Source organism: Biomaibacter sp. TOL (genome assembly GCF_059717795.1).
The window spans coordinates 2,178,538-2,199,127 of sequence record NZ_AP046092.1; the positions used below are offsets into that span (position 1 = coordinate 2,178,538).

Sequence of the window (20,590 nt, forward strand, 5' to 3'; positions counted from 1 at the left end):
CGGAGAAGCTTTTTATCATGCGGTACCGGTAATTTTCAAAATTGCAAATCCGAAAAAAACAAGAAGGAAAATAATAAATGAGTATAGAATATAATATAATTCGCGTGTAAACACTCAGTCCATTGCCGGGTCATCTCCGACAAGAAAGTGACTTTTTACATAGAATCAAATATACATATGCAAAAATCGGGAGGCAGACATCATGTATAAAACGGTGCAAATCGACATATCAAGGTACCTTATGGAATTTCGACTGGAGGACGGTGCTGGTGAAAATCTAAGTCTGTTTGGCGATAAAAAACGCGGGACTGAGATAGAATATGTTAAGATTGGTGAACGCCAGGTCGCAAGATACATAAACGAATACTGGACTTCGGGACAAAGACAGGCATCATCCATCCATGAAATTTCTTACAGGGCATGTTTCAAGCCGCAACTGCCGCGCTTTTTTATTGAGCTTTTGACGCAGGAGGGCGACACAATCTACGATCCCTTCAGCGGCAGGGGCACCACCGTTATTGAGGCGGGGCTTCTGGGCCGCAGGGTGATCTCCAATGATATAAATCCCCTGAGCGAGGTGCTTTCAAAGCCAAGGTTCTTTATACCCGATCTGAAGGATGTGGAAAAGAGGCTTTATGAGATTCCGTATTATAAGAACTTGCGGGCCGATATGGACCTTTCAATGTTCTATCATCCTGACACCGAAGCGGAAATCGTATCATTAAAAAATTATCTTCTGGACAAAAGACAGAGCGGTCGCGAGGACCATATCGATGGCTGGATACGCATGGTGGCCACAAACCGCCTCACAGGCCATTCGCCCGGTTTTTTTTCGGTGTACACGCTGCCGCCGAATCAAGCGACAAGCCCCGAGAGGCAGATAAAAATCAATGAGAAGAGAAACCAGAAGCCCGAGTACAGAGATACAAGAAAAATAATACTGAAAAAATCGCAAAGTCTTGTGGCGGATTTAACGAAGAAAGAAAAACAAAACCTCAGAAAGGCTGGAGAAAGCGCATTGTTTTTGACGGAGGACGCCAGGTATACGGACCGGATACCGGCCGGATCCGTGCAGCTTACCGTTACTTCCCCGCCTTTCCTGAATGTGGTTCAATATGCCCGGGACAACTGGCTTCGCTGCTGGTTTAATTCCATCGATGCGGAGGAAATCTCAAATAATATAACCATGACAAAAAGCGTTAAGGAATGGTGCATTGTTATGGGTGATGTATTCCGGGAGCTTTTCAGGATAACTCAAAATGGCGGCTGGGTGGCCTTTGAAGTGGGCGAGGTGAGGGGCGGATCAGTAAATCTTGATGAATACGTGGTTCCCCTCGGCCTTTCTGCAGGCTTTGAGTGCAAAGGTATACTCGTAAACCTGCAGGAGTTCACAAAGACTTCCAATATATGGGGGATCAATAATAATACTCACGGCACCAACACCAACCGCATAGTTTTATTTAAAAAGGATTGATTTAATGGCCGGACCTTTTCCACCACCACTGTGCGGCGGCCGTCGTCGTTTAGGTCCGTCCAGCCGTCGACCGTGACGGGGGAGCCGGTGGAAAGGTAATGGGAAAAAAGCTTCATTTCCCTGGGGAAGATCACCAGCTCCACAGCACCGGTGAGATCCTCCAACTGCGCGAACATCATGCGACCGCCGCTTCGGGTGCGCCCCCAGCGGGGATCCAACAGTATTCCCGCAAGGCGCACCTTTTTCTTTTTGTTTATTTCGGCTATGTCGGCGGCGGTGCAGGTGCGAAGTTTTGCGGCAGCGTCTTCCCACATCTCCATGGGATGAATGGTTATATAATGTCCCAGCGCCTGAAGTTCGTGGTTTATCTTTTGCTCCTGGGAAAAGTCCGGCAGAAACACATCGTTTGCCAGGCGTTCCGCCGGGGAGTCTTCGGGCAGAAGACAGACCTGGCCGGGATATCCGGCGCCGCATGCGGCCGCCTTTGCTTCCAGGATGGCGGATTTTAATGAAAGAAGCAGGGCGGGACGGGGGATGCCGAAGGCGTCGAAGGCTCCGGCCAGGATCAGGGACTCCAGGGCTTTGCTGGTTACAGCCCGCCTGTCGGTGCGCCGGCAGAAGTTGAAGAATCCGGTGAAGGGGCCCTGCCGCCTGGCTTTCAGTATTTCCTCTATGCCCCGGGTCCCCAGGTTTTTTACCAGGGCAAAGCCGGTCCTTATAGCCCCTATGCTAGAAATTCGAGATTCGAGGTTCGAGGTTTCTTCCTGCAGCGGTTCCGGAGAAAAGGCCACACCGCTTTTGTTTATATCCGGTAACAATATTTTTATGCCTTTGCGCCTTGCTTCGGAAAGATATAGCTGCAGGCGGGATGGGGTGTCCATGTATAGCGAAAGCAGCGCTGAGAAATACTCCAGGGGAAAATGCTCCTTGAGATATACGGTCCTTACTGCCATGATGGCGTACGATACGCTGTGGGATTTGTTGAATCCGTAATCTCCGAAGGCTTCAAGGACGGAGAAAATCCGTCCGGCGGTCTTGGCGTCGATGCCCCGCTGCATGGCCCTCCGGATGAACACCGGTTTTTGCCTTTCGATTTCCTCCTTCTTCTTTTTTGCTATGGCCCGCCTGAGAAGGTCCGCTTCCCCCAGGGTGTAGCCGGCCACGGCGTTGGCAGCCTGCATGAGCTGCTCCTGGTAAAGGAAAACGCCGTACGTTTCGGAAAGGATCGGCTTGAGGCAGGGATGGAGGAAAGTTACGGGCTTTATTCCGTGGCGTCGCGCTATGAATTCATCCGCCATGCCGCTCTGGAGGGGGCCAGGCCGATACAGAGCCAGCACTGCCGAGAGGTCTTCGATATTTTCGGGTTGAACTTTTCGGAGCATATTCCTCATGCCGGTGCTTTCCAGTTGGAAAGTGGAAGTGGTATCGCCCCGGCGGAGGGCTTCAAAAGCGGCTTCATCGTCCAGCGGGATGTCCTGTGCGGTCATGTGTATGCCCCGCCGGGCCCTGATGAGCTTTAACGTATCTCCTATCACCGTCAGGAACCTCAATCCCAGTAGATCTATTTTCACCAGGCCCAGGTCCTCCAGCATATCCATGTCCGCCTGGGTGATGATTTCCTCCCCCGAGGCCCGCTGCAGGGCCACGTAATCCGTCAGGGGTTTTTCTGCGATCACCACCCCCGCCGAGTGCTGCGTCATATGACGGGGGAGGCACTGCAGATGCCGGGCTGTTTCGAAGGCCTGTTTTACCTCCGGGTCCCGGCGGACCAGGGCGGCAAGACGGGGATACTGCTCAAGAGCTCCTTCCAGGCTTATATGGGAATAGGGGATGAGGGAGCACATGCCGTCTATCTTTTCATAGGAAATGCCCAGTGCTCTGCCGGTGTCCCGGAGGACCGCCCGGGCCTGAAGGGTGGAAAAGGCCCCGGCGTGGGCTATCCTTTCCCTGCCGAACCGCTGCCTGATGTATTCCAGCACGTCCCGCCGGCCCCGGTGGCACAGGTCCACGTCGATGTCCGGAGGGTTGATTCTTTCGGGGTTCAAAAACCTCTCAAAGATAAGGCCGTATTTCAGGGGGTCCACATCGGTGATTCTCAGGCAGTAGCTCACGAGGCTTCCCGCAGCGGAACCCCGGCCCGGGCCCAGCGGTATGCCGCCTTTTTCGGCAAAGTCCACTATGTCCTTTACTATGAGGAAGTATCCCGCATATCCTGTCTGCCTTATCACCGAAAGTTCATATTCCAGGCGTCGGCGGACATTCTCCGGCAGCGGCGTGCCGTAGCGGGCCCAGGCACCATCCAGGGTCAGCTTCTCAAGAAAGCTGTTGGCGTCGTATCCCGGCGGCACCTGGATTTCCGGGAGGTTCATGCCCCCCAGAGAGAGCCTGACATTGCATCTTTCGGCTATGATTCCCGCATTGTCAAGAGTCTCCGGAATATCGGAAAAAAGCTTTTCCATTTCTTCGGAAGTCCTGAAGTAGTATTCTCTACCCTCCATGGAGATGGTTTCCCCCAGCGCCGAAAGGGTCTGCACCGAAAGGAGCGCCCGGTGGATTTCGGCATCCTCAGGGGTGAGGTAGTGCACGTCATTGGTGGCCACAAGCCCCGCACCCAGTTCTTTCGCCAGGGCCCGGAGCCAGAAATTGGCCTTCTTTTCCTGCTCAAGGCCGTGGTCCTGCATTTCCAGAAAAAAATTCTCCTTTCCGAAGATGTCGGCATATTCCGCCGCCGCCCTTCGAGCCCCTGCCACATCGCCCTTCAGTATGAAGTCCGACACCTCGCCCCGTATGCAGGCGCTCAGGGCTATAATCCCCCGGCTGTGCTGCGAAAGCAGTTTTTTATCCACCCGGGGGCGGTAGTAGAAACCTTCCAGATTGGAGGCCGTCACCAGCTTGATCAGGTTTTTATAGCCCTCTTCGTTTTCGGCCAGAAGCACCAGATGGTGGGGAAATTCCTTGCCTTCTTTTTTGCGAAGGTCCTTTACCGTGTAAACTTCACAGCCGATTATGGGCTTTATCCCCTTTTCTGCACAAAGCTTGTAAAAGGGCACTACCCCCCACAGACCCCCGTGGTCCGTAAGGGCCAGGGCGGGCATGGAGAGCTTCGCCGCCGTATCCGTCAGCTGCGGCAGGCGGCAGAGGCCGTCCAGCAGGCTGTATTCGGAATGCACATGCAGATGGCAGAAAGTCATATTACCACCCCTTTTCGATGTTCGAGGTTCAAAGTTCGAGGTTCGAATCGTCGATACAAACACGTGTTCTATTATATATTATATACCCGAACACTTGTTTTTAGAAGAGGGAATTTGTGGCATAATTGATTCTCAAATCAGAATATGATACGATGAATGTGACTTGCAAAGGAGAGTGCCATAAGGACAGCCGGATAATAGCTTTTGGCACCATACATAGGGCTGCCCGGTCCCTGCCATTGTCCTCCCGAAAGACTTAAAAAAGTAATAGATGCCTTTCCCGGCGCTCCCATAATTGCCGCTCACATGGGAGGATATGGGTGCTGGAGCCAAGTCGAGGAATTTTTACTGGGGAGGGATATTTACCTTGATACTTCATATTCTTTTTTTGATTTGGGGCCCGAACGCATGAAAGAAATCATAAAAGGCCACGGCGCAAAAAAGAATTATTTTATGTATTTACAAAATATTTCAATGCTGGTATCATAAAGTAGATTGATTTTGCGGGAAACTGTACAAAATGGAGGTGTGATTCTATGGACATGCAGATGGTAATTAAAAAAGTTGATGAAAGCAAATGGGTGAAAAATCCTGCGCACCGGGAGGTTTATATCAACACTCTTCTGGATGAAAATGAAAATAAAAACGTGATAGTGAGGCTTGCCAGGATTATGCCGGGAGGGGAGATAATGCCCCATACTCACAAAAATCAGGAGACTTTTTATTTCCTTGAAGGCGAAGGCAGCGTGCTGGCATGCGGTGAGAGGAAAAGGGTGAAAAAGGGAGAACTGGTAAATGTGCCCGCCGGCTGCGAGCACGGGATTTTAAACGATACCGACAGGGAGATCGTCCTTTACTGTGTGTTTGCGCCGATCCCCGATTGATTGTATCATCAAGCGCGGGTGAAATATATGGAATCATGAAGGGATGTGACCCTGTGGCTGTGGATGTTCCCATAGATTATACCATACCTTCGCAGAGGGATTGTGCTCGCTACAAGATGCACAAATACTGGGCGGGCAAGCCCTGGTATGTAGTGGCGGAGTACATAAAACACTTTACCCGGGAAGGAGAGATTGTGCTGGACCCCTTCTGCGGCGGGGGAGTGGTGGGGTGCGAAGCTCTTATAAACCGGCGAAAGGCGGTATTAAACGATTTGAACCCCATGGCGGTTTTTATTACAAAAAATACCTGCCGTTCCCCGGTGGACCTGGACCTGTTCCTTATGGAATTCAAAAAGATTGAAGCCCGTATTAAGGATAGAATAATGGACATGTACCGTCTGAGGGAGAAATGCCCGATCTGCGGCGAATACCTTTACGCAAAGCATGTGGTGCGGGGACCGGCGTTGAATGGAGCCTGGATTGTGGAAGCGAGGTGCCAGAAGGGGCACGGCAGGGGATTCCATATCCGCAGGCTTCTTACAGATGAGGAAAAGGCCGATATATCGAGAATCGAGGCCGGCGCAATCCCTTTCTGGTATCCTGACGGCGAGCTGCCCGACGGGCGGGAGATCATGAGGCTGAAAAATTCAGGTATAACGCATATCCATCAGCTTTTCACAAGGCGGAACCTGCTGGCCCTTTCTATTGTTTACCATGAAATCAGACGGATCGCCGATGAAGCCGTCAGGGGTTTGATGCTGACGGCTTTTTCAAATACCCTGCTGCATGCAAGCAAGTTGAAAAGCGAAGACCTGCGCCCCATGTCGGCCAATTCCTATTACTGCATGGGGGACTGGATAGAGGAAAATGTGTGGGAGAGGTTTGAGAACAGAATCATGTGGCGGTGGGGGGTGCTCGAGGGCAAAAGGGAAACCAACCGCCTTATCGGGGATTATTTTAAACCTGTGCGGGAATTTTCCGGGTTGGATGGAGGGGGGACTTTTATGCTTTTAAACCGCTCGGCCCAGGATCTCTCGAATTTGCCCGCCGAAAGCGTCGACTATTGTTTTACGGATCCGCCTTACGGCGGCAGTATCCAGTACGGCGAACTTACCCTCCTGTGGCGGTCCTGGCTCGGAATGGAGGACGGTTTTATAAAAGACGAGATAATAGTAAATAGTTTCCAGAATAAAAGCGAGCGGGACTTTGAAAACATGCTGAAAGAAGCCTTCGGTGAAGTTCACAGGGTCTTAAAGCCCGGGCGTTGGCTATCGGTGACCTTCAACAACCGGGATCCGGTGGTATGGTCCGCCCTTTTGAACGCCTGCAGGGCGGCCGGGTTTGAAAAGGTGAACGTAGTGCCGCAGGAACCTCTGGGCAATTCTTTCGTGCAGTCATGGTCCGCATATTCGCTGAAAAGAGACCTGATACTGAACTTCAAAAAGCCGGTGAAAACAGCCGTCCACCCGTGTAGAAAGAAACCTTCCCGACTTGAAATAAAATCTATCATTATCTCCGCCGCAAAAGAATATCTGGCTAAATATCGTAAAGCTACTTTGCCCGAACTTTTTGAAGCGGTCATAATGAAATGGATAGATGCGTCTTACGACCGGCCGGATGCCGAGCCATTCCGCCTGCCGCCGCATGGAAAGCAGTGTTTCGATATGGCCTTCGTGGACCGCAGCCTGCAGAGGGAACCGGCTTTTCAAAGGTCGGAAGATGATAAGAATATTATTTATTCTCTTGTTATGGAATAATAACAAAAGAGAAATTATTCTTAGATCGGCGCAGGGGAAGACCCATATTTTTTGTGGGGGCGGTTTAAATAAATTACCCATCATTTAGTATAATTAGCCCGCAAATAGGAACGTCCATTTTAGCCGGCTTTTTGGCCGCAATCATATCCTATTATCTAAACAACAAAGCCCTGATGCTCATCGGAGAGAATGCGGTGACTTACGGTGCCCCGGTGATAGAGGAGATATTCAAAACGGGCCTTGCAATCCTCCTTTCTGGGGACATTCTTTTTTCCCATATAATCTTCGGTGTAGCGGAGGCGTCATACGATATAATCAAAAACCGCGGCAGGCTTTCGTATACCGCAGGTGTTGCGGGCCTCATAAGCCATGCCGCTTTTGGGGCAATAACCGCTTGCGTATCGCGACTTTTGAAAAGCCTACTGCTGGGAATCGCTGCCGCCGTTATCATTCACATGTTTTGGAATTATATTATAATACATATACATATTAAAGATAAAAAATAATAGATATGGCATCCGGCATCTGAATTTGCAATAAATCCGTGTTTAGGGTATAATAAAAAAGAAATGGTAAGCCCTTTACCTGGAAAGGGCTTTTTGATGTTTGTCAGAATTTTCGAAAGGTATTCAGCATCGAAAAAAATTTAAGGAGCGAACGATGTTTAGCATTACCGACATTTGTGAAGAAATCCCCGAATTTAAAAGACTCATTAACGACATAGAAAAAGGTCTTTCAAACCTTTTTGCCTACGGCGTCTCCGATTCCCAGAGAGCTTTTTTGATAGCCTCGATGAAAAAGAGGATAAAATCCCAGGTCCTTGTGGTAACCTCTGATTCGCTGGAAGCCGGAAAACTTGCCGACGACCTCTCGTTTTTTTTAAGGCCCGAAGAGATCGCTTTATTTCCGGCAAGCTCCGTTATACCTTACGAGACGGCGGCCAGAAGCCTGGAATCCACAGCCCAGAGGCTCAAAGTCATGGATATGCTTCTTTCGGAAAAACCCGTAGTGGTTGTAGCGCCGGTGCAGGCCCTGTTTAATAAGCTGGTGCCGCCGGATATAGTGAAAAAATTCACATTATATTTTAAAGTGGGGCTGTCCGTTTCGATGGAAGAAGTATTAATGAAGCTTTCAGCCATGGGTTATGAGCGGGTGGACATGATCGAAGGCCGCGGCCAGTTTGCAGTAAGGGGGGGAATTCTGGACATTTATCCGCCAACTGCCCAATATCCCTATCGGCTGGAATTTTTTGACGATGAGGTGGACTCCATCCGGGAGTTTCTACCGGAAGATCAGCGCTCAAAAACCAGGCTGGAGGAAGTATATGTAGGTCCGGCCAGGGAAGTGGTGTATGACGGACGGACGGCCAAAACCGCGGCCATCAATATCGCCCGGGAACTCAAAGAACGCATGGATGTTCTGTACTCCCTGGGACAGCATAAAATCGCCGCTTGCCTGGAGGAGAAGGTGCAGGAACATATAGAAAAGCTTCAAAACGGGCTTTTTTTCGAGGCTGCGGAGCTTTATATATCCCACCTTTATACTTCTCTGGCCACCATAATGGACTATTTTTCCCGAAAACCTCTCACGGTGCTTGTAGAGCCGGGAAGGATACGCGAGGCCCAGAAAAATGCGGCTTTTGAGGCTGAGGAAACTTTCAAGGGTCTGCTGGAAAAGGGGGCCATTCTGGCCTCTCAGTCAAACATATATTTCAGCCCCTTTGAGATGCTTGAGAGACTGAAAAAATTCAGGATTGTATACATGTCCACGCTTCCGAAGATACATCCGGAATTTGAACCCGGGGAACTTTATTCTTTCCAGTTTCGTTCAATGACCCCCCTTTACGGAAAACTGGATCTACTGGTGGAGGAAATAACCCGGCTCAAGAAAAGAAAGTATCGCATCCTGGTGCTGTCCGGGACTGCCGAACGGGGGGAACACATGCAAAAAAGCCTCAGGGAGCGGAACATTGAGGCGATTTCGGCATCGAACCTTGAGGACTTTCAGCCAGGCCAGGTGGCTATCATGCCGGGCACTCTGGAGCGGGGTTTCGAGGAACCCCAGACTAAATTTGCCGTCATTTCGGATATCGAAGTTTACGGCAGACCGAAAAAGCAGCAGCCGCGCCCCAGACCTTCGGCAAAGGGCAGGAAGATCGAGAGTTTCCAGGAGCTTACGGTGGGAGATTATGTGGTCCATACGGCTCACGGCATTGGGAAGTATCTGGGAGTGGAAACCCTGGAAGTGGCGGGCCATAAAAAGGATTATTTCGCCTTAAGCTATGCCGGAGGGGATAAGCTTTATGTGCCTACGGACCAGGTGGATTTGATTCAGAAATATGTCGGCTCTGATGAAAATCCCCCTAAGCTCAACAAACTGGGGGGCAATGAATGGAACAGGGCAAAAAGCAAGGCCAAAGAGGCCATTCAGGAGATGGCACAGGAGCTCATAAAGCTTTATGCGGCCCGCCAGGCCGTGAAAGGTTTTGCATTCTCCAAAGATACTCCCTGGCAGAAGGAATTCGAGGACATGTTCCCATATGAAGAAACCCCCGATCAGCTTACTGCCATCGAAGAGGTAAAAAGAGACATGGAGAGCGACAAACCTATGGACCGTCTTCTGTGCGGCGACGTGGGATACGGCAAAACCGAAGTGGCATTGAGAGCGGCTTTCAAAGCGGTGATGGATGCCAAACAGGTGGCCGTGCTGGTGCCCACTACCATACTGGCGGAACAGCATTACCATACTTTTACCGAAAGATTCGCTCCCTTTCCGGTGAAGATTGACGTCATCAGCAGATTTAAATCCCCCGCCGAGCAAAAGGAAACATTGAGAAAGCTCAGGAGCGGGGAAGTGGACATCATAATCGGCACTCACCGCCTGTTGCAGAAGGATGTGAAGTTCAAAGACCTGGGGCTTCTGGTAGTTGACGAGGAGCAGAGGTTTGGAGTATCACACAAGGAAAAAATAAAGCAGCTGAAGAAAAATGTGGATGTGCTTACTCTTACCGCGACGCCCATTCCCAGGACGCTGCACATGGCCATGAGCGGCGTGAGGGATATGAGCATCATAGAGACGCCTCCCGAAGACCGCTTCCCGATACAGACTTATGTGGTTGAACACAACGAATCCCTCATAAGAGACGCCATTCTCAGAGAGCTATCCCGGGGAGGCCAGGTTTATTATGTACACAACAGGATTGAAACCATTCACGAAGAAGCCCGGCGCCTTCAGACGCTGGTGCCGGAAGCAAGGATCGCCGTGGCTCACGGACGGATGAACGAAGACGAACTGGAAGAGGTGATGCTCAACTTTTATGACCACAATTTCGATGTTCTGGTATGCACCACCATCATAGAAACGGGACTTGACATCCCGAATGTAAACACGCTTATAATTACGTCGGCTGATAAACTGGGATTGTCGCAGCTCTACCAGCTCAGAGGAAGGGTGGGGAGGTCGAACCGGCAGGCATTCGCATATCTGACATATAAAAAGGACAGGATATTGAGCGAAACCGCCGAAAAGAGGCTTTCGGCCATAAGGGAATTCACCGAATTCGGTTCCGGATTCAAGATTGCATTGAAGGACCTTGAAATACGAGGAGCCGGCAACATTCTCGGCACCGAACAGCACGGTCATATGATGGCCATTGGATATGACCTATATACAAAGCTCCTTTCGGCGGCGGTCAAAGAGCTCAAGGGCGAAAAAGTGGAAGACGAAGTGCAGCCGGTGATCGATCTTTCCGTCAGCGCCTATATTTCCGATGAGTTCGTGAAAAACACCGCTCAGAAAATGGAGATTTACCGCCGCATCGCTGCAGTGGAGACTATAGAGGAGGCCTGCGACCTGGAGGAGGAAATCGAAGACCGTTTTGGGGACATACCCGAACCTGCCAGGAATCTGATTGAAATCTCCAGGATTAAGGTGCTGGCTAGGAAGCTGAAGATAGCCAGCATTATACAGCAGGGGGAAATCATAAGATTTCAGTTCCGTGACGCCCAGGCACTTACCCCGGAAACGATCTTCAGGCTCAGTGCGGTCTTTCAAAAACAAATAATCTTCATGAGCGGTTCGATTCCGGCTTTTAACTTCAAGACCCGCGGCCTGGAAGGGTATAAACTGCTGACGCGCATAGAAAAGATATTGGATGAAATGAACACTATGCAGGAATCCTGTAGTGTAGTATAATATAGAAAAGCATAGAAAAATACGGGGAGGATGCTGATGAAATTGAGTATAAAGGCCCTGGGCCTTGCGATCGCGATTCTTATAGGCATTTCAGGCTGCGGTATTATACAGAAGGATACTACCGAGGGCAAGATCATCGACGGCAAAGAGGTCATTGCTGTGGTTAACGGAGAAAACATTTTAAAGTCGGATTTTGACAAACAGGTAAACCAGGTAAAAAGCGCTCTGGAGGCCAACGGCCAGGATTTTTCCACCAGTGAAGGCAAAAAGAACCTCCAGGAAATGAAGAAGAAAGTGCTGGAGAGCATGATAAAGGATGTGCTGTCCCTACAGCAGGCAAAGAAGGAAAATGTTACTTTGAAACCCAACCAGCTTGAGGAGGCCGAAAGCCAGCTGGAAGCTTATCACGGCGGTAAAGACGCCCTGGACAACTACCTCAAGCAGCAGGGCCTTGACAGAAAGAGTTTTGAAAAACTTTTGCAGGACCAGCTGATTATAAACAATTTAAAGGAAAAACTTACCGCCGATGTTAAAGTCACCGATGAAGATGTGAAAAAATATTTTGACAGTAACAAGGACATGTTCAAGCTTCCGTCGCCCGAGATCAGGGCAAGTCATATCCTGGTCGCGACCGAAGACGAAGCCAGGAAGATACTGGATGAACTCAAAGCAGGCAAGGACTTTGCCGAACTTGCCAAACAGTATTCCACAGACAAAGCTTCAAAAGATAAGGGCGGAGACCTGGGGTATTTCGGAAAAGGCACAATGGACCCCGAGTTTGAGAAGGTCGCCTTTGCTCTGAAGCAGGGAGAGGTGAGCCAGCCGGTAAAGACCCAGTTCGGGTATCACATCATTAAGGTTACCGGAGAAAGGACCTCTTTAAGTTTCGACGACGTAAAGGATTATATAAAGAGCAATCTCGAAAGCAGCAAGAAAGACGAGGAATTCAACAAATATCTTGATGAGTGGCAAAAACAATCCAAAATAGAAAAATATCTATGACCTTTCTACACTTTCCCTCACATGAATAGAACAGGTTAATGCGTTATATACTATATTCGAAAGAAAAACTTGACTTAAGGAGGGATGGCTGTGAAGGCGACAGGAATTGTGCGGCGCATAGATGATCTGGGCAGAGTCGTGATCCCCAAGGAAATACGACGCACTCTCAGGATTCGAGAAGGAGACCCTCTTGAAATATTTACCGACAGGGAGGGAGAAGTGATTCTTAAGAAATATTCTCCTATTGGAGAACTAGGAGATTTTGCTAAGGAATATGCTGATTCCCTTCATGATTCCGTGCAACATATCACTTGCATTGCCGACAGAGACGCAATCATTGCCGTATCTGGAGCCCCGAAAAAGGAATACATGGACAAACCCATAAGCCCGGCTCTGGAGAAGATCATGGATGAACGCAGGACCGTCCTTATAAGCAGGGTCAGCGAAAAGGAATATGTAAAGATTACACTGGATGAAGAGGACGGAAAACCCAAATACACAAGCCAGGTTATAACCCCCATCATTGCCGAAGGAGACCCCATAGGAGCGGTTATTCTCCTCTCAAAGGAGGCAAATGTAACCATGGGGGACCTGGAGGTGAAAGTGGCGGAGACGGCGGCGGGATTTCTGGCAAAACAGATGGAGCAATAAAAAATAGCAGCAGAAGCTGCTATTTTTTGATGGTGTCAGATGTTCGATTGAGTTGGAATAGCTTTTGCAATTCCTTCTATTCAAATCTCGAATTTCGAATTTCAAACTTCGAGATTCGGTCCCGCTGCCAGCACTTCGGGGGCTATGCCCTCGAATTTGCCGATGTTCTTTTTGAAGCTTGCCGCAAGCTTTCTGGCGGTTTCATCATAGGCGTTTTTGTCTGCCCAGGTATTCCTGGGGTTCAATATATTATCGGGGACCTGCGGGCAGGATTTGGGTATCATTAGTTTGAAAATGGGGTCTTGTTCATACTCCACATGGTCCAGGTCTCCGTTCAAAGCGGCCTTTATCATGGCCCTGGTGAACTTGAGGTTCATGCGGCTGCCCACCCCGTAAGGGCCTCCGGTCCAGCCGGTATTTACCAGAAAAACATTGACGTCATATTTTTCGATTTTTTCTCCGAGAAGCCCGGCGTACACCATGGGTGAGAGCGGTAAAAACGGCGATCCGAAACAGGAGGAGAAAGTGGCCTGAGGTTCGGTGATGCCCCTTTCGGTGCCGGCCAGCTTGCTGGTATAGCCGGAAATAAAGTAATACATCGCCTGCTCCCGAGAAAGCTTTGCTATGGGGGGCAGCACTCCAAAGGCATCGGCGGTAAGGAAAACCACTGTCCTGGGATGGCCTCCCACACCCGGGATGACAGAGCCAGGTATAAAGTCGACCGGGTATGCTGCCCGGGTGTTTTCGGTCACCCTGTCGCTGTCGTAGTCGGGTTTTCTCGTTTCCTCATCTATGACCACATTTTCCAGAACTGCACCAAATTTTATGGCTCTGTATATCTGGGGTTCCCTTTCTTCAGTGAGGTTTATGCACTTGGCGTAGCATCCGCCTTCGAAATTGAATATGCCGTCGTCGGACCATCCGTGCTCGTCGTCGCCTATCAGCATCCTGTCGGGATCTGCAGAAAGCGTGGTCTTTCCAGTGCCCGAAAGACCGAAGAACAATGCCGTAGATTTATCTTCGCCCATATTGGCGGAGCAGTGCATGGAAAGCACTCCTTTTTTGGGCATGAGATAGTTCATTATGGAAAATACGGATTTTTTGATTTCACCGGCATAAAAACTGCCTCCAATGATGATGAGCTTTTTCTCGAAGCTGATGATTATAAAGGCTTCGGAATTGGTGCCGTCCAGTTCCGGTGAGGCTTTGAAGCCGGGTGCGGCGATTACGGTAAACTCCGGTTCATGGTCTTTCAATTCATCGTCAGTGGGCCTTAAAAAAAGCTGATGTGCGAAAAGATTCTGATATGCATATTCGTTTATGACCCTGATGGGAAGCCGCAACCTGGTATCCGCTCCCACGAATCCGTCGAATATGAAGATATCGCGGTTTTGAAGGTAAGCTTGAAGCCGGTGCAGGATTTTTTCGAATTTTTCGGGCAGGATGGGTTTGTTGTTGCCCCACCAGATGTCATCATGCACCGAAGGCTCGTCAACAATAAACTTGTCGTTTGGGGATCTGCCGGTGTATTTGCCGGTATAGACATTGAAAGCTCCGGTATCTGTCAAAAAGCCTTCCTGCCTTTTTAGAGCCTCCTCAACCAGGCGCGGCACCGAAAGATTCCTGTAGACCTGCTTTACATTTGTCAGGCCGATTTTTGCCAGCTTTTCCATTGCACAACCTCCAATCTTAAGATACTGGATGATAGAAACTTAACAAAAGCAATTTGGGTTATATTATAATACATTTTTCGGAGTAATTCCAGAAAACATGTTAAATTTTTTTTTAACTTTTTGTGAAGTTTTGTTCAAACCAAATATTGATGCTTACCCTTTCATAGACTCATTTTTCCTGGTTCAACTTAAAATTCTGACAATCTGTTGACACTGATTTATGGTAGTGATAAGATAACGTTGTCAGATATCGTACAACTGGAATGGTGAATTTATGAAGATAAAAGAAAAGAAAATGTCCCTGGGCCGCAAAGCCAGGGAAAGCATTTTAGAGTATATTCGGGGAAATAAACTTTCAGCAGACGATATGCTACCGTCGGAAGCTGCCCTCGTGGAAATGCTTGGAGTCAGCAGGCATACGGTGAGGGAGGCTCTAGCCCTTCTTGAGCAGGAAAAGGTCATATATAAGATTCAGGGGAAAGGTACCTTTGTAAACAAACCACCCATACAGATAGAAAGTGGCCTGGAAAAATTGGAAAGTATCACCGAAATTATAAGAAAATTTGGATATAACCCCGGCACCAAATGGGTGTCTATAGAGGAACGGCAACCAACTCAGGATATGGCTGAAAAATTAGCCCTTTCACTGGGGGAAAAGGTGGTCACATTTAAAAGAATAAGGACCGCGAGCGGCAAGATGGCAGCATTTTTGATAGACACGGTGCCAAAAAAGATGCTGGGTCAACAGGTGCCTGAAAAGATGCCGGACGAATCTATGTTTAAATATTTTAAAGAAAATTTTAATATTATCATCGAATATGCTATATCGGACATAATGCCTGCCTTTCCTACAAAAGAAATGATAGACCTTTTAAAGGTGAAAAAAAATCAATTGTTTTTGTTGCTCCACCAGATTCATTATGATAAAGATGGACATGCGGTGTTTTATTCTATGGATTATTTTAACCCCGAAGTATTCAAATTCAAGGTGAACAGGACTATATAATGTTTTTACCTTGCGACATATCGGCTGAAAGCACCATTAATGAAGCTCTGGTTTTGGAGCTGGTCCCCTCGAAAGTTGTCGGTGTGATATTTGACAGCCGACAGGAAAACTACCCGTAAATAAAAGATATTCAACCGGGATTAATTCAACAAAAGGGAGGAATGAACGCTTGAATATATTGATAAAAAATGCCACCCTGGTGCCCATCGATGATAAAAGCGAAAACATACGGGATACCAAAATAGCCATTGAAAAGGATAGAATATTATTCATAGGAGAAATCTCTGATGACTTTAAGCCTGATAAGGTCATAGATGCTAAAGGCGGTCTGGTGCTGCCGGGCCTTATAAACTGCCACGCCCACATAGCCATGTCTCTTTTTAGAAACTATGCCGATGATCTTCCTCTGATGAGATGGCTCAAAGATAAGATATGGCCTATGGAAGAAAAATTAACTCCTGAGGATGTTTACTGGGGTTCTATGCTGGGCGTAGCAGAACTAATAAAGTCCGGCGTAACCTGCTTTTTGGATATGTATTTTTTTATGGAGGAAACCGCAAAGGCAGCAGAGCAAGCAGGCATCCGGGCGGTCCTTGCCAGGGGTCTGGTGGGCGGCGATGATGACGACGGGACAAGATTCCAGGAGACGAGAAATCTATATAAAAACTGGCATAATGCTGCCGGTGGGCGCATCAAAATCATGGCAGGCCCCCATGCCCCATATACCTGCAGTCCCGGGTATTTGAAAAAAGTGGCGGATCTTGCCAGGGAACTTAATGTGGGAATTCACATCCACCTTTCGGAAAGTGCCGATGAAGTGGAGGAAAGCTATAATAAGTATGGCAAATCTCCGATAAAGCAAATGCACGATCTGGGGCTGTTCGATATACCTACGGTGGCGGCCCACTGCGTGCATATTTGTGATGAAGACATAGATATAATGGCTGAAGATAAAGTGAGTGTTGTGAACAACCCTACGAGCAACTTGAAACTTGCCAACGGCTTTGCACCGGTAGAGAAAATGATCAATAGGGGTGTAAATGTGGCTCTGGGGACCGACGGTCCCTCCAGCAATAACAACCTGAATATGTTTGAAGAGATACATCTTGCGGCCATAGTAAATAAAAGTGTAAACCATGATGCCACATCCATCCCTGCCATCACAGCCCTCAAGATGGCTACGATAAATGGTGCAAAGGCTTTGTGCCTGGAAAAAGATATTGGGTCTATAGAAGCTGGCAAGAAGGCTGACTTAATAATAATAGATACACAAAAGCCTCACTTTTATCCGATGCATAATGTGGTATCTGCCATCGCATATTCAGCTCAAGGATCGGATGTAAAGACGGTGATTGTTGACGGAAAAGTTGTCATGGAAGATTACGAGATCAAGACCATTGATATGGAGAAAGCTATGTTCGAGGCTCAAAGGGTCGCAGAGGAGTTAATGGCAAGATAAGGACAGATGCTAAATCAGATGTCGCTTCTGGAGCGTAATAAATTGGTGCACCAAAAGTCCGAACAAATTTTTACTGAAGAGGGTGATGACATGTCAATGATAAAAACCATAGAATTTAAAGACGATTTGCTGCTTTTGCTGGACCAGAGAAAACTTCCCATTGAAACACAGATTTTTGAGTGTAAGACCTATGAAGATGTGGATTTTGCCATAAAGGACATGGTGGTAAGGGGAGCTCCGGCCATAGGTGCCGCTGCCGCCTACGGTGTGGTGCTGGCGGCCAGGCAGTTCATGGAAAATGAGAAATCATTTCAGGATAAAATGCAGGAAGCCTTAAATGTACTGTATAACTCAAGACCAACAGCCGTAAACCTCATGTGGGCCGTCAAGAGGATGAGAAGGATACTGGAAGATAACAAATCCCACGATGCTTCATATATCTATGACAGGTTAAAAGAAGAAGCCGATACCATTTTTAGAGAAGATTTTGATACCAATAAGAAAATAGCCAGAATAGGAAATGAAATCGTGCCGCAAAAAGCTACCATCCTCACTCACTGTAACACTGGAGCCCTGGCTACTACAGGCTACGGCACGGCGCTTGGGGTGGTGAGGGAAGCTTTCTACAGCGGCAAAGACATATTCGTGTATGCCGATGAAACCAGGCCCCGGCTTCAAGGGGCAAGACTCACCGCCTGGGAGCTGGTGCAGGAGAAAATTCCTTCAAAACTCATAGCCGACAGCGTGGCCGCCACCCTCATCCGGGATGGCAAAATAGACCTCATCCTGGTAGGAGCCGACAGGATAGCGGCAAATGGCGATACAGCCAATAAGATAGGGACTTTCATGCTATCCGTCATAGCGAAGGTTTACGGCGTGCCCTTCTATATAGTGGCACCGACCTCCACCATAGACTTTGAAATAGAGTCCGGAAGCCAGATAAAAATAGAAGAGCGAAACGCCGATGAAGTGACGCACATAGGGGATGTGAGAGTGGCGCCGGAAGGGATAGGCGTATATAATCCGGCTTTTGACGTGACACCGCACGAAAACATAACCGGCATCATAACGGAAAAAGGAGTATTGAAAGAACCTTTTAATGATAGCATATTGAATTTAAGAAACAAAGTTTGATTTCGACATAATTTTTAAAATAAATCGAGTAATATTTGGAGGCGATATCGTGGAAGGTGCCATTATTGGAGGGACCGGTGTATACGGTCTGGCCCAAAAAAGCCGATCCGAAGAAATACAAACGCCATTCGGGATTGTATATATCGATATAGTAACAGCCGGAAAAAAGGAAATAGCATTTCTGGCAAGGCATGGCAAAGGCCATTCTGTGCCGCCGCACCTGATAAATTATCGGGCGAATATGTGGGCGCTTAAGGAACTGGGGGTAAAATACATTTATGCCACGGCTGCAGTAGGTTCATGCAATGAAAAATTTGCCCCTGGAGATATAGTCGTCATAAAAGATTTTATAGACTTTACCAGGACAAGACAGGGGACCTTTTATGAAGGAGGCAAGCAAGGGGTAGCCCATTTGGATGTGAGCGATCCTTATTGTAAAAATCTCAGAAAAAAGTTTTACGATATGGCATGGCAGGAGGCAATTGATATAAAAGGTGATGCAGTTTATGTATGCACTGAAGGGCCAAGGTTTGAAACAGCTCACGAGGTTAAGATGTATAAGATGCTGGGAGGTGATGTCATCGGGATGACCAATGTGCCGGAAGTGACGCTTGCTAAAGAACTTGGCATGTGCTATGCGGCAGTGGGGATAATCACCAACTGGTGCACAGGTATAAAAAGTGACAAAATCGTCCTGCACGACATTGAAGGTGCATTGGAAAAGAACAAAGAGAAGGTTACCGGTGCATTCATTAAGCTGTTACTTGGGGATTTAAGCCAGGATAACTGTTCTTGTGCAAATTCCCTCATCAGGATGTAATCTATCAATGCAATTTTTTGGAAAAAGCTTATTAATGCAAAGAAAGTTTGCGGGATATCCGCTGGTCCCAAACTTGCAAATAATTAATTCATATAGGAGGGCCTGGATTTGCAAAAAAGTAAAAGCTATGGCTTTGACACCATGTCCATCCACGCGGGAAGTGAGGGTAAAAATCCCGAAAATGCTTTGAACCCGCCCATTTTTCAGACATCTACTTTCACCTTTGATAGCATTGAACAGGTAGAAAAGGCCATGTCTTTTGAAAGTGACGACTATGTATACACAAGGGGCAACAACCCCACTTTGAAACTGTTTGAAAACAAGATGGCGGCTCTGGAAAATGGAAGCGCTGCGGTGGCATTTGCTTCGGGCATGGCCGCTATTTCCTCCGTCCTCTTTTCCTTTTTAAAGCCTGGGGATAACCTGGTGGTAAATCATTGCCTGTATGGGTCCACCTATACAGTGGTAACCAAATTGATGCGCCAGTACCATGTAAATTGCAAAATCGTTGATATGACTGACACAAACAGACTCCAAGAAGCCATAGATAAAAATACTAGGGTAATATACTTTGAGACTCCTTCCAACCCCAGCCTGGAAATAATAGATATCAAAAAAGTAGCTGAAATCGCAAAGGCAAAAGGAGTAAAAATTGTAGTGGACAACACCTTTGCCACACCGTATTTTCAAAGGCCTCTTACCCTCGGAGCGGATGTGGTGGTCCACAGTGCCACGAAGTATATATCAGGCCACGGGGATGTGGTAGGGGGAGTAGCGGTTTCAAAAGATATAGACTACATCCATAGCTTGAAATTCGACTATATGTGTGAACTGGGGGGAGTCATGAGCCCCTTCAATGCATGGCTTCTGATCAGGGGATTAAAAACTCTGGGGGTGCGCATGCGCCAGCATGAAAAAAATGCCCTGGAGCTTGCAAGATTTTTAGAAAAACATCCCAAAGTAAAGAATGTTTATTACCCCGGCCTTGAAAGCTTTGCCGGACATGACATTGCAAAATCCCAGATGGATGGTTTTGGGGCCATGCTTAGTTTCGAGGTGGACGGAGGGCTGGAAAAGGCTAAAAAAGTAGTGAATAATGTGAAGCTTATAAAGCTTGCAGTAAGCCTTGGGGACTGCGAGACCCTTATAGAGCTGCCGGCGGCCATGACACACCTGGGGTATCCAAAAGAGAAACTGTCCGAGTTCGGATTTACCGATAGCATGATAAGGATTTCTGTAGGTCTTGAGAATGTGGAAGACCTCATGGAAGACCTGGACAGCGCAATCAGATGCGAGTGAGCGAGTGAGTCAGGGGACGGTTCCTTGACTCATCAAAATGAGTCAA

At 48.0% G+C, this 20,590-nt stretch carries 15 protein-coding genes; 13 read left to right on the top strand and 2 right to left on the bottom strand.

Annotation, left to right across the window (positions count from 1 at the left end):
* The first annotated feature begins 202 nt into the window (after positions 1–202).
* Positions 203–1,474 (top strand): TRM11 family SAM-dependent methyltransferase, encoded by a 1,272-nt coding sequence (locus tag AC6I1H_RS10770; RefSeq protein WP_497737593.1) that lies wholly within the window; start codon positions 203–205, stop codon positions 1,472–1,474.
* Here the strand turns inward: AC6I1H_RS10770 and dnaE are convergent.
* Positions 1,429–4,665, bottom strand: a complete 3,237-nt coding sequence (gene dnaE, locus AC6I1H_RS10775) for a DNA polymerase III subunit alpha (protein ID WP_497737594.1) — start codon at positions 4,663–4,665, stop codon at positions 1,429–1,431. The two genes, AC6I1H_RS10770 and dnaE, sit on opposite strands and share 46 nt — an antisense overlap.
* Positions 4,666–4,869: 204 nt before the next feature.
* Between dnaE and AC6I1H_RS10780 the strand changes: the two genes are divergently transcribed.
* From AC6I1H_RS10780 to spoVT, 7 genes are all read left to right on the top strand, one after another.
* A complete protein-coding gene (locus AC6I1H_RS10780) occupies positions 4,870–5,154 on the top strand; it encodes a hypothetical protein (RefSeq protein WP_497737595.1) in 285 nt (94 codons plus the stop codon).
* Between the two features lie 47 nt (positions 5,155–5,201).
* On the top strand, positions 5,202–5,549 hold the full coding sequence (locus tag AC6I1H_RS10785) for a cupin domain-containing protein (protein WP_497737596.1): 348 nt from the start codon (positions 5,202–5,204) through the stop codon (positions 5,547–5,549).
* 53 nt (positions 5,550–5,602) lie between these two features.
* Positions 5,603–7,306: a DNA methyltransferase gene (locus tag AC6I1H_RS10790; RefSeq protein ID WP_497737597.1), complete on the top strand. Its 1,704-nt coding sequence runs from the start codon at positions 5,603–5,605 to the stop codon at positions 7,304–7,306.
* A 131-nt stretch (positions 7,307–7,437) separates the two neighbouring features.
* Positions 7,438–7,812 carry a hypothetical protein gene (locus AC6I1H_RS10795; protein WP_497737598.1) on the top strand — a complete coding sequence of 125 codons (375 nt, stop codon included), beginning with the start codon at positions 7,438–7,440 and terminating at the stop codon, positions 7,810–7,812.
* A 154-nt stretch (positions 7,813–7,966) separates the two neighbouring features.
* Entirely contained in the window at positions 7,967–11,500 is a 3,534-nt protein-coding gene (gene mfd, locus AC6I1H_RS10800) for a transcription-repair coupling factor (protein WP_497737599.1), read from the top strand.
* A gap of 36 nt (positions 11,501–11,536) precedes the next feature.
* Positions 11,537–12,502: a peptidylprolyl isomerase gene (locus tag AC6I1H_RS10805; RefSeq protein WP_497737600.1), complete on the top strand. Its 966-nt coding sequence runs from the start codon at positions 11,537–11,539 to the stop codon at positions 12,500–12,502.
* Positions 12,503–12,592: 90 nt separating this feature from the next.
* Positions 12,593–13,153: a stage V sporulation protein T gene (spoVT, locus tag AC6I1H_RS10810; RefSeq protein WP_497737601.1), complete on the top strand. Its 561-nt coding sequence runs from the start codon at positions 12,593–12,595 to the stop codon at positions 13,151–13,153.
* Between the two features lie 101 nt (positions 13,154–13,254).
* Here spoVT and pckA read toward each other — a convergent pair whose 3' ends face one another.
* The gene (pckA, locus tag AC6I1H_RS10815; protein ID WP_497737602.1) at positions 13,255–14,826 is read right to left on the bottom strand and encodes a phosphoenolpyruvate carboxykinase (ATP); all 1,572 of its coding nucleotides are present in this window, start codon (positions 14,824–14,826) and stop codon (positions 13,255–13,257) included.
* Positions 14,827–15,100: 274 nt separating this feature from the next.
* On the opposite strand from pckA, the gene AC6I1H_RS10820 reads away from it, so the two are divergent.
* From AC6I1H_RS10820 to AC6I1H_RS10840, 5 genes are all read left to right on the top strand, one after another.
* The gene (locus tag AC6I1H_RS10820; protein ID WP_497737603.1) at positions 15,101–15,832 is read left to right on the top strand and encodes a GntR family transcriptional regulator; all 732 of its coding nucleotides are present in this window, start codon (positions 15,101–15,103) and stop codon (positions 15,830–15,832) included.
* Between the two features lie 169 nt (positions 15,833–16,001).
* Entirely contained in the window at positions 16,002–17,291 is a 1,290-nt protein-coding gene (locus tag AC6I1H_RS10825; RefSeq protein WP_497737604.1) for an amidohydrolase, read from the top strand.
* Between the two features lie 90 nt (positions 17,292–17,381).
* Positions 17,382–18,425, top strand: a complete 1,044-nt coding sequence (gene mtnA, locus AC6I1H_RS10830) for an S-methyl-5-thioribose-1-phosphate isomerase (protein WP_497737605.1) — start codon at positions 17,382–17,384, stop codon at positions 18,423–18,425.
* A 49-nt stretch (positions 18,426–18,474) separates the two neighbouring features.
* The gene (locus AC6I1H_RS10835; protein ID WP_497737606.1) at positions 18,475–19,245 is read left to right on the top strand and encodes an S-methyl-5'-thioinosine phosphorylase; all 771 of its coding nucleotides are present in this window, start codon (positions 18,475–18,477) and stop codon (positions 19,243–19,245) included.
* A 141-nt stretch (positions 19,246–19,386) separates the two neighbouring features.
* Positions 19,387–20,544: a trans-sulfuration enzyme family protein gene (locus tag AC6I1H_RS10840; protein ID WP_497740769.1), complete on the top strand. Its 1,158-nt coding sequence runs from the start codon at positions 19,387–19,389 to the stop codon at positions 20,542–20,544.
* Positions 20,545–20,590 lie beyond the last annotated feature (46 nt).

What these genes read in the sequence shown, in the direction of transcription:
- mtnA (WP_497737605.1), top strand. Translation starts at nt 17,382, where the DNA reads ATGTCAATGATAAAAACCATAGAATTTAAAGACGATTTGCTGCTTTTG.
- AC6I1H_RS10785 (WP_497737596.1), top strand. Translation starts at nt 5,202, where the DNA reads ATGGACATGCAGATGGTAATTAAAAAAGTTGATGAAAGCAAATGGGTG.
- AC6I1H_RS10820 (WP_497737603.1), top strand. Translation starts at nt 15,101, where the DNA reads ATGAAGATAAAAGAAAAGAAAATGTCCCTGGGCCGCAAAGCCAGGGAA.
- dnaE (WP_497737594.1), bottom strand. Translation starts at nt 4,665, where the DNA reads ATGACTTTCTGCCATCTGCATGTGCATTCCGAATACAGCCTGCTGGAC.
- mfd (WP_497737599.1), top strand. Translation starts at nt 7,967, where the DNA reads ATGTTTAGCATTACCGACATTTGTGAAGAAATCCCCGAATTTAAAAGA.
- AC6I1H_RS10840 (WP_497740769.1), top strand. Translation starts at nt 19,387, where the DNA reads ATGTCCATCCACGCGGGAAGTGAGGGTAAAAATCCCGAAAATGCTTTG.
- AC6I1H_RS10770 (WP_497737593.1), top strand. Translation starts at nt 203, where the DNA reads ATGTATAAAACGGTGCAAATCGACATATCAAGGTACCTTATGGAATTT.
- pckA (WP_497737602.1), bottom strand. Translation starts at nt 14,826, where the DNA reads ATGGAAAAGCTGGCAAAAATCGGCCTGACAAATGTAAAGCAGGTCTAC.
- AC6I1H_RS10805 (WP_497737600.1), top strand. Translation starts at nt 11,537, where the DNA reads ATGAAATTGAGTATAAAGGCCCTGGGCCTTGCGATCGCGATTCTTATA.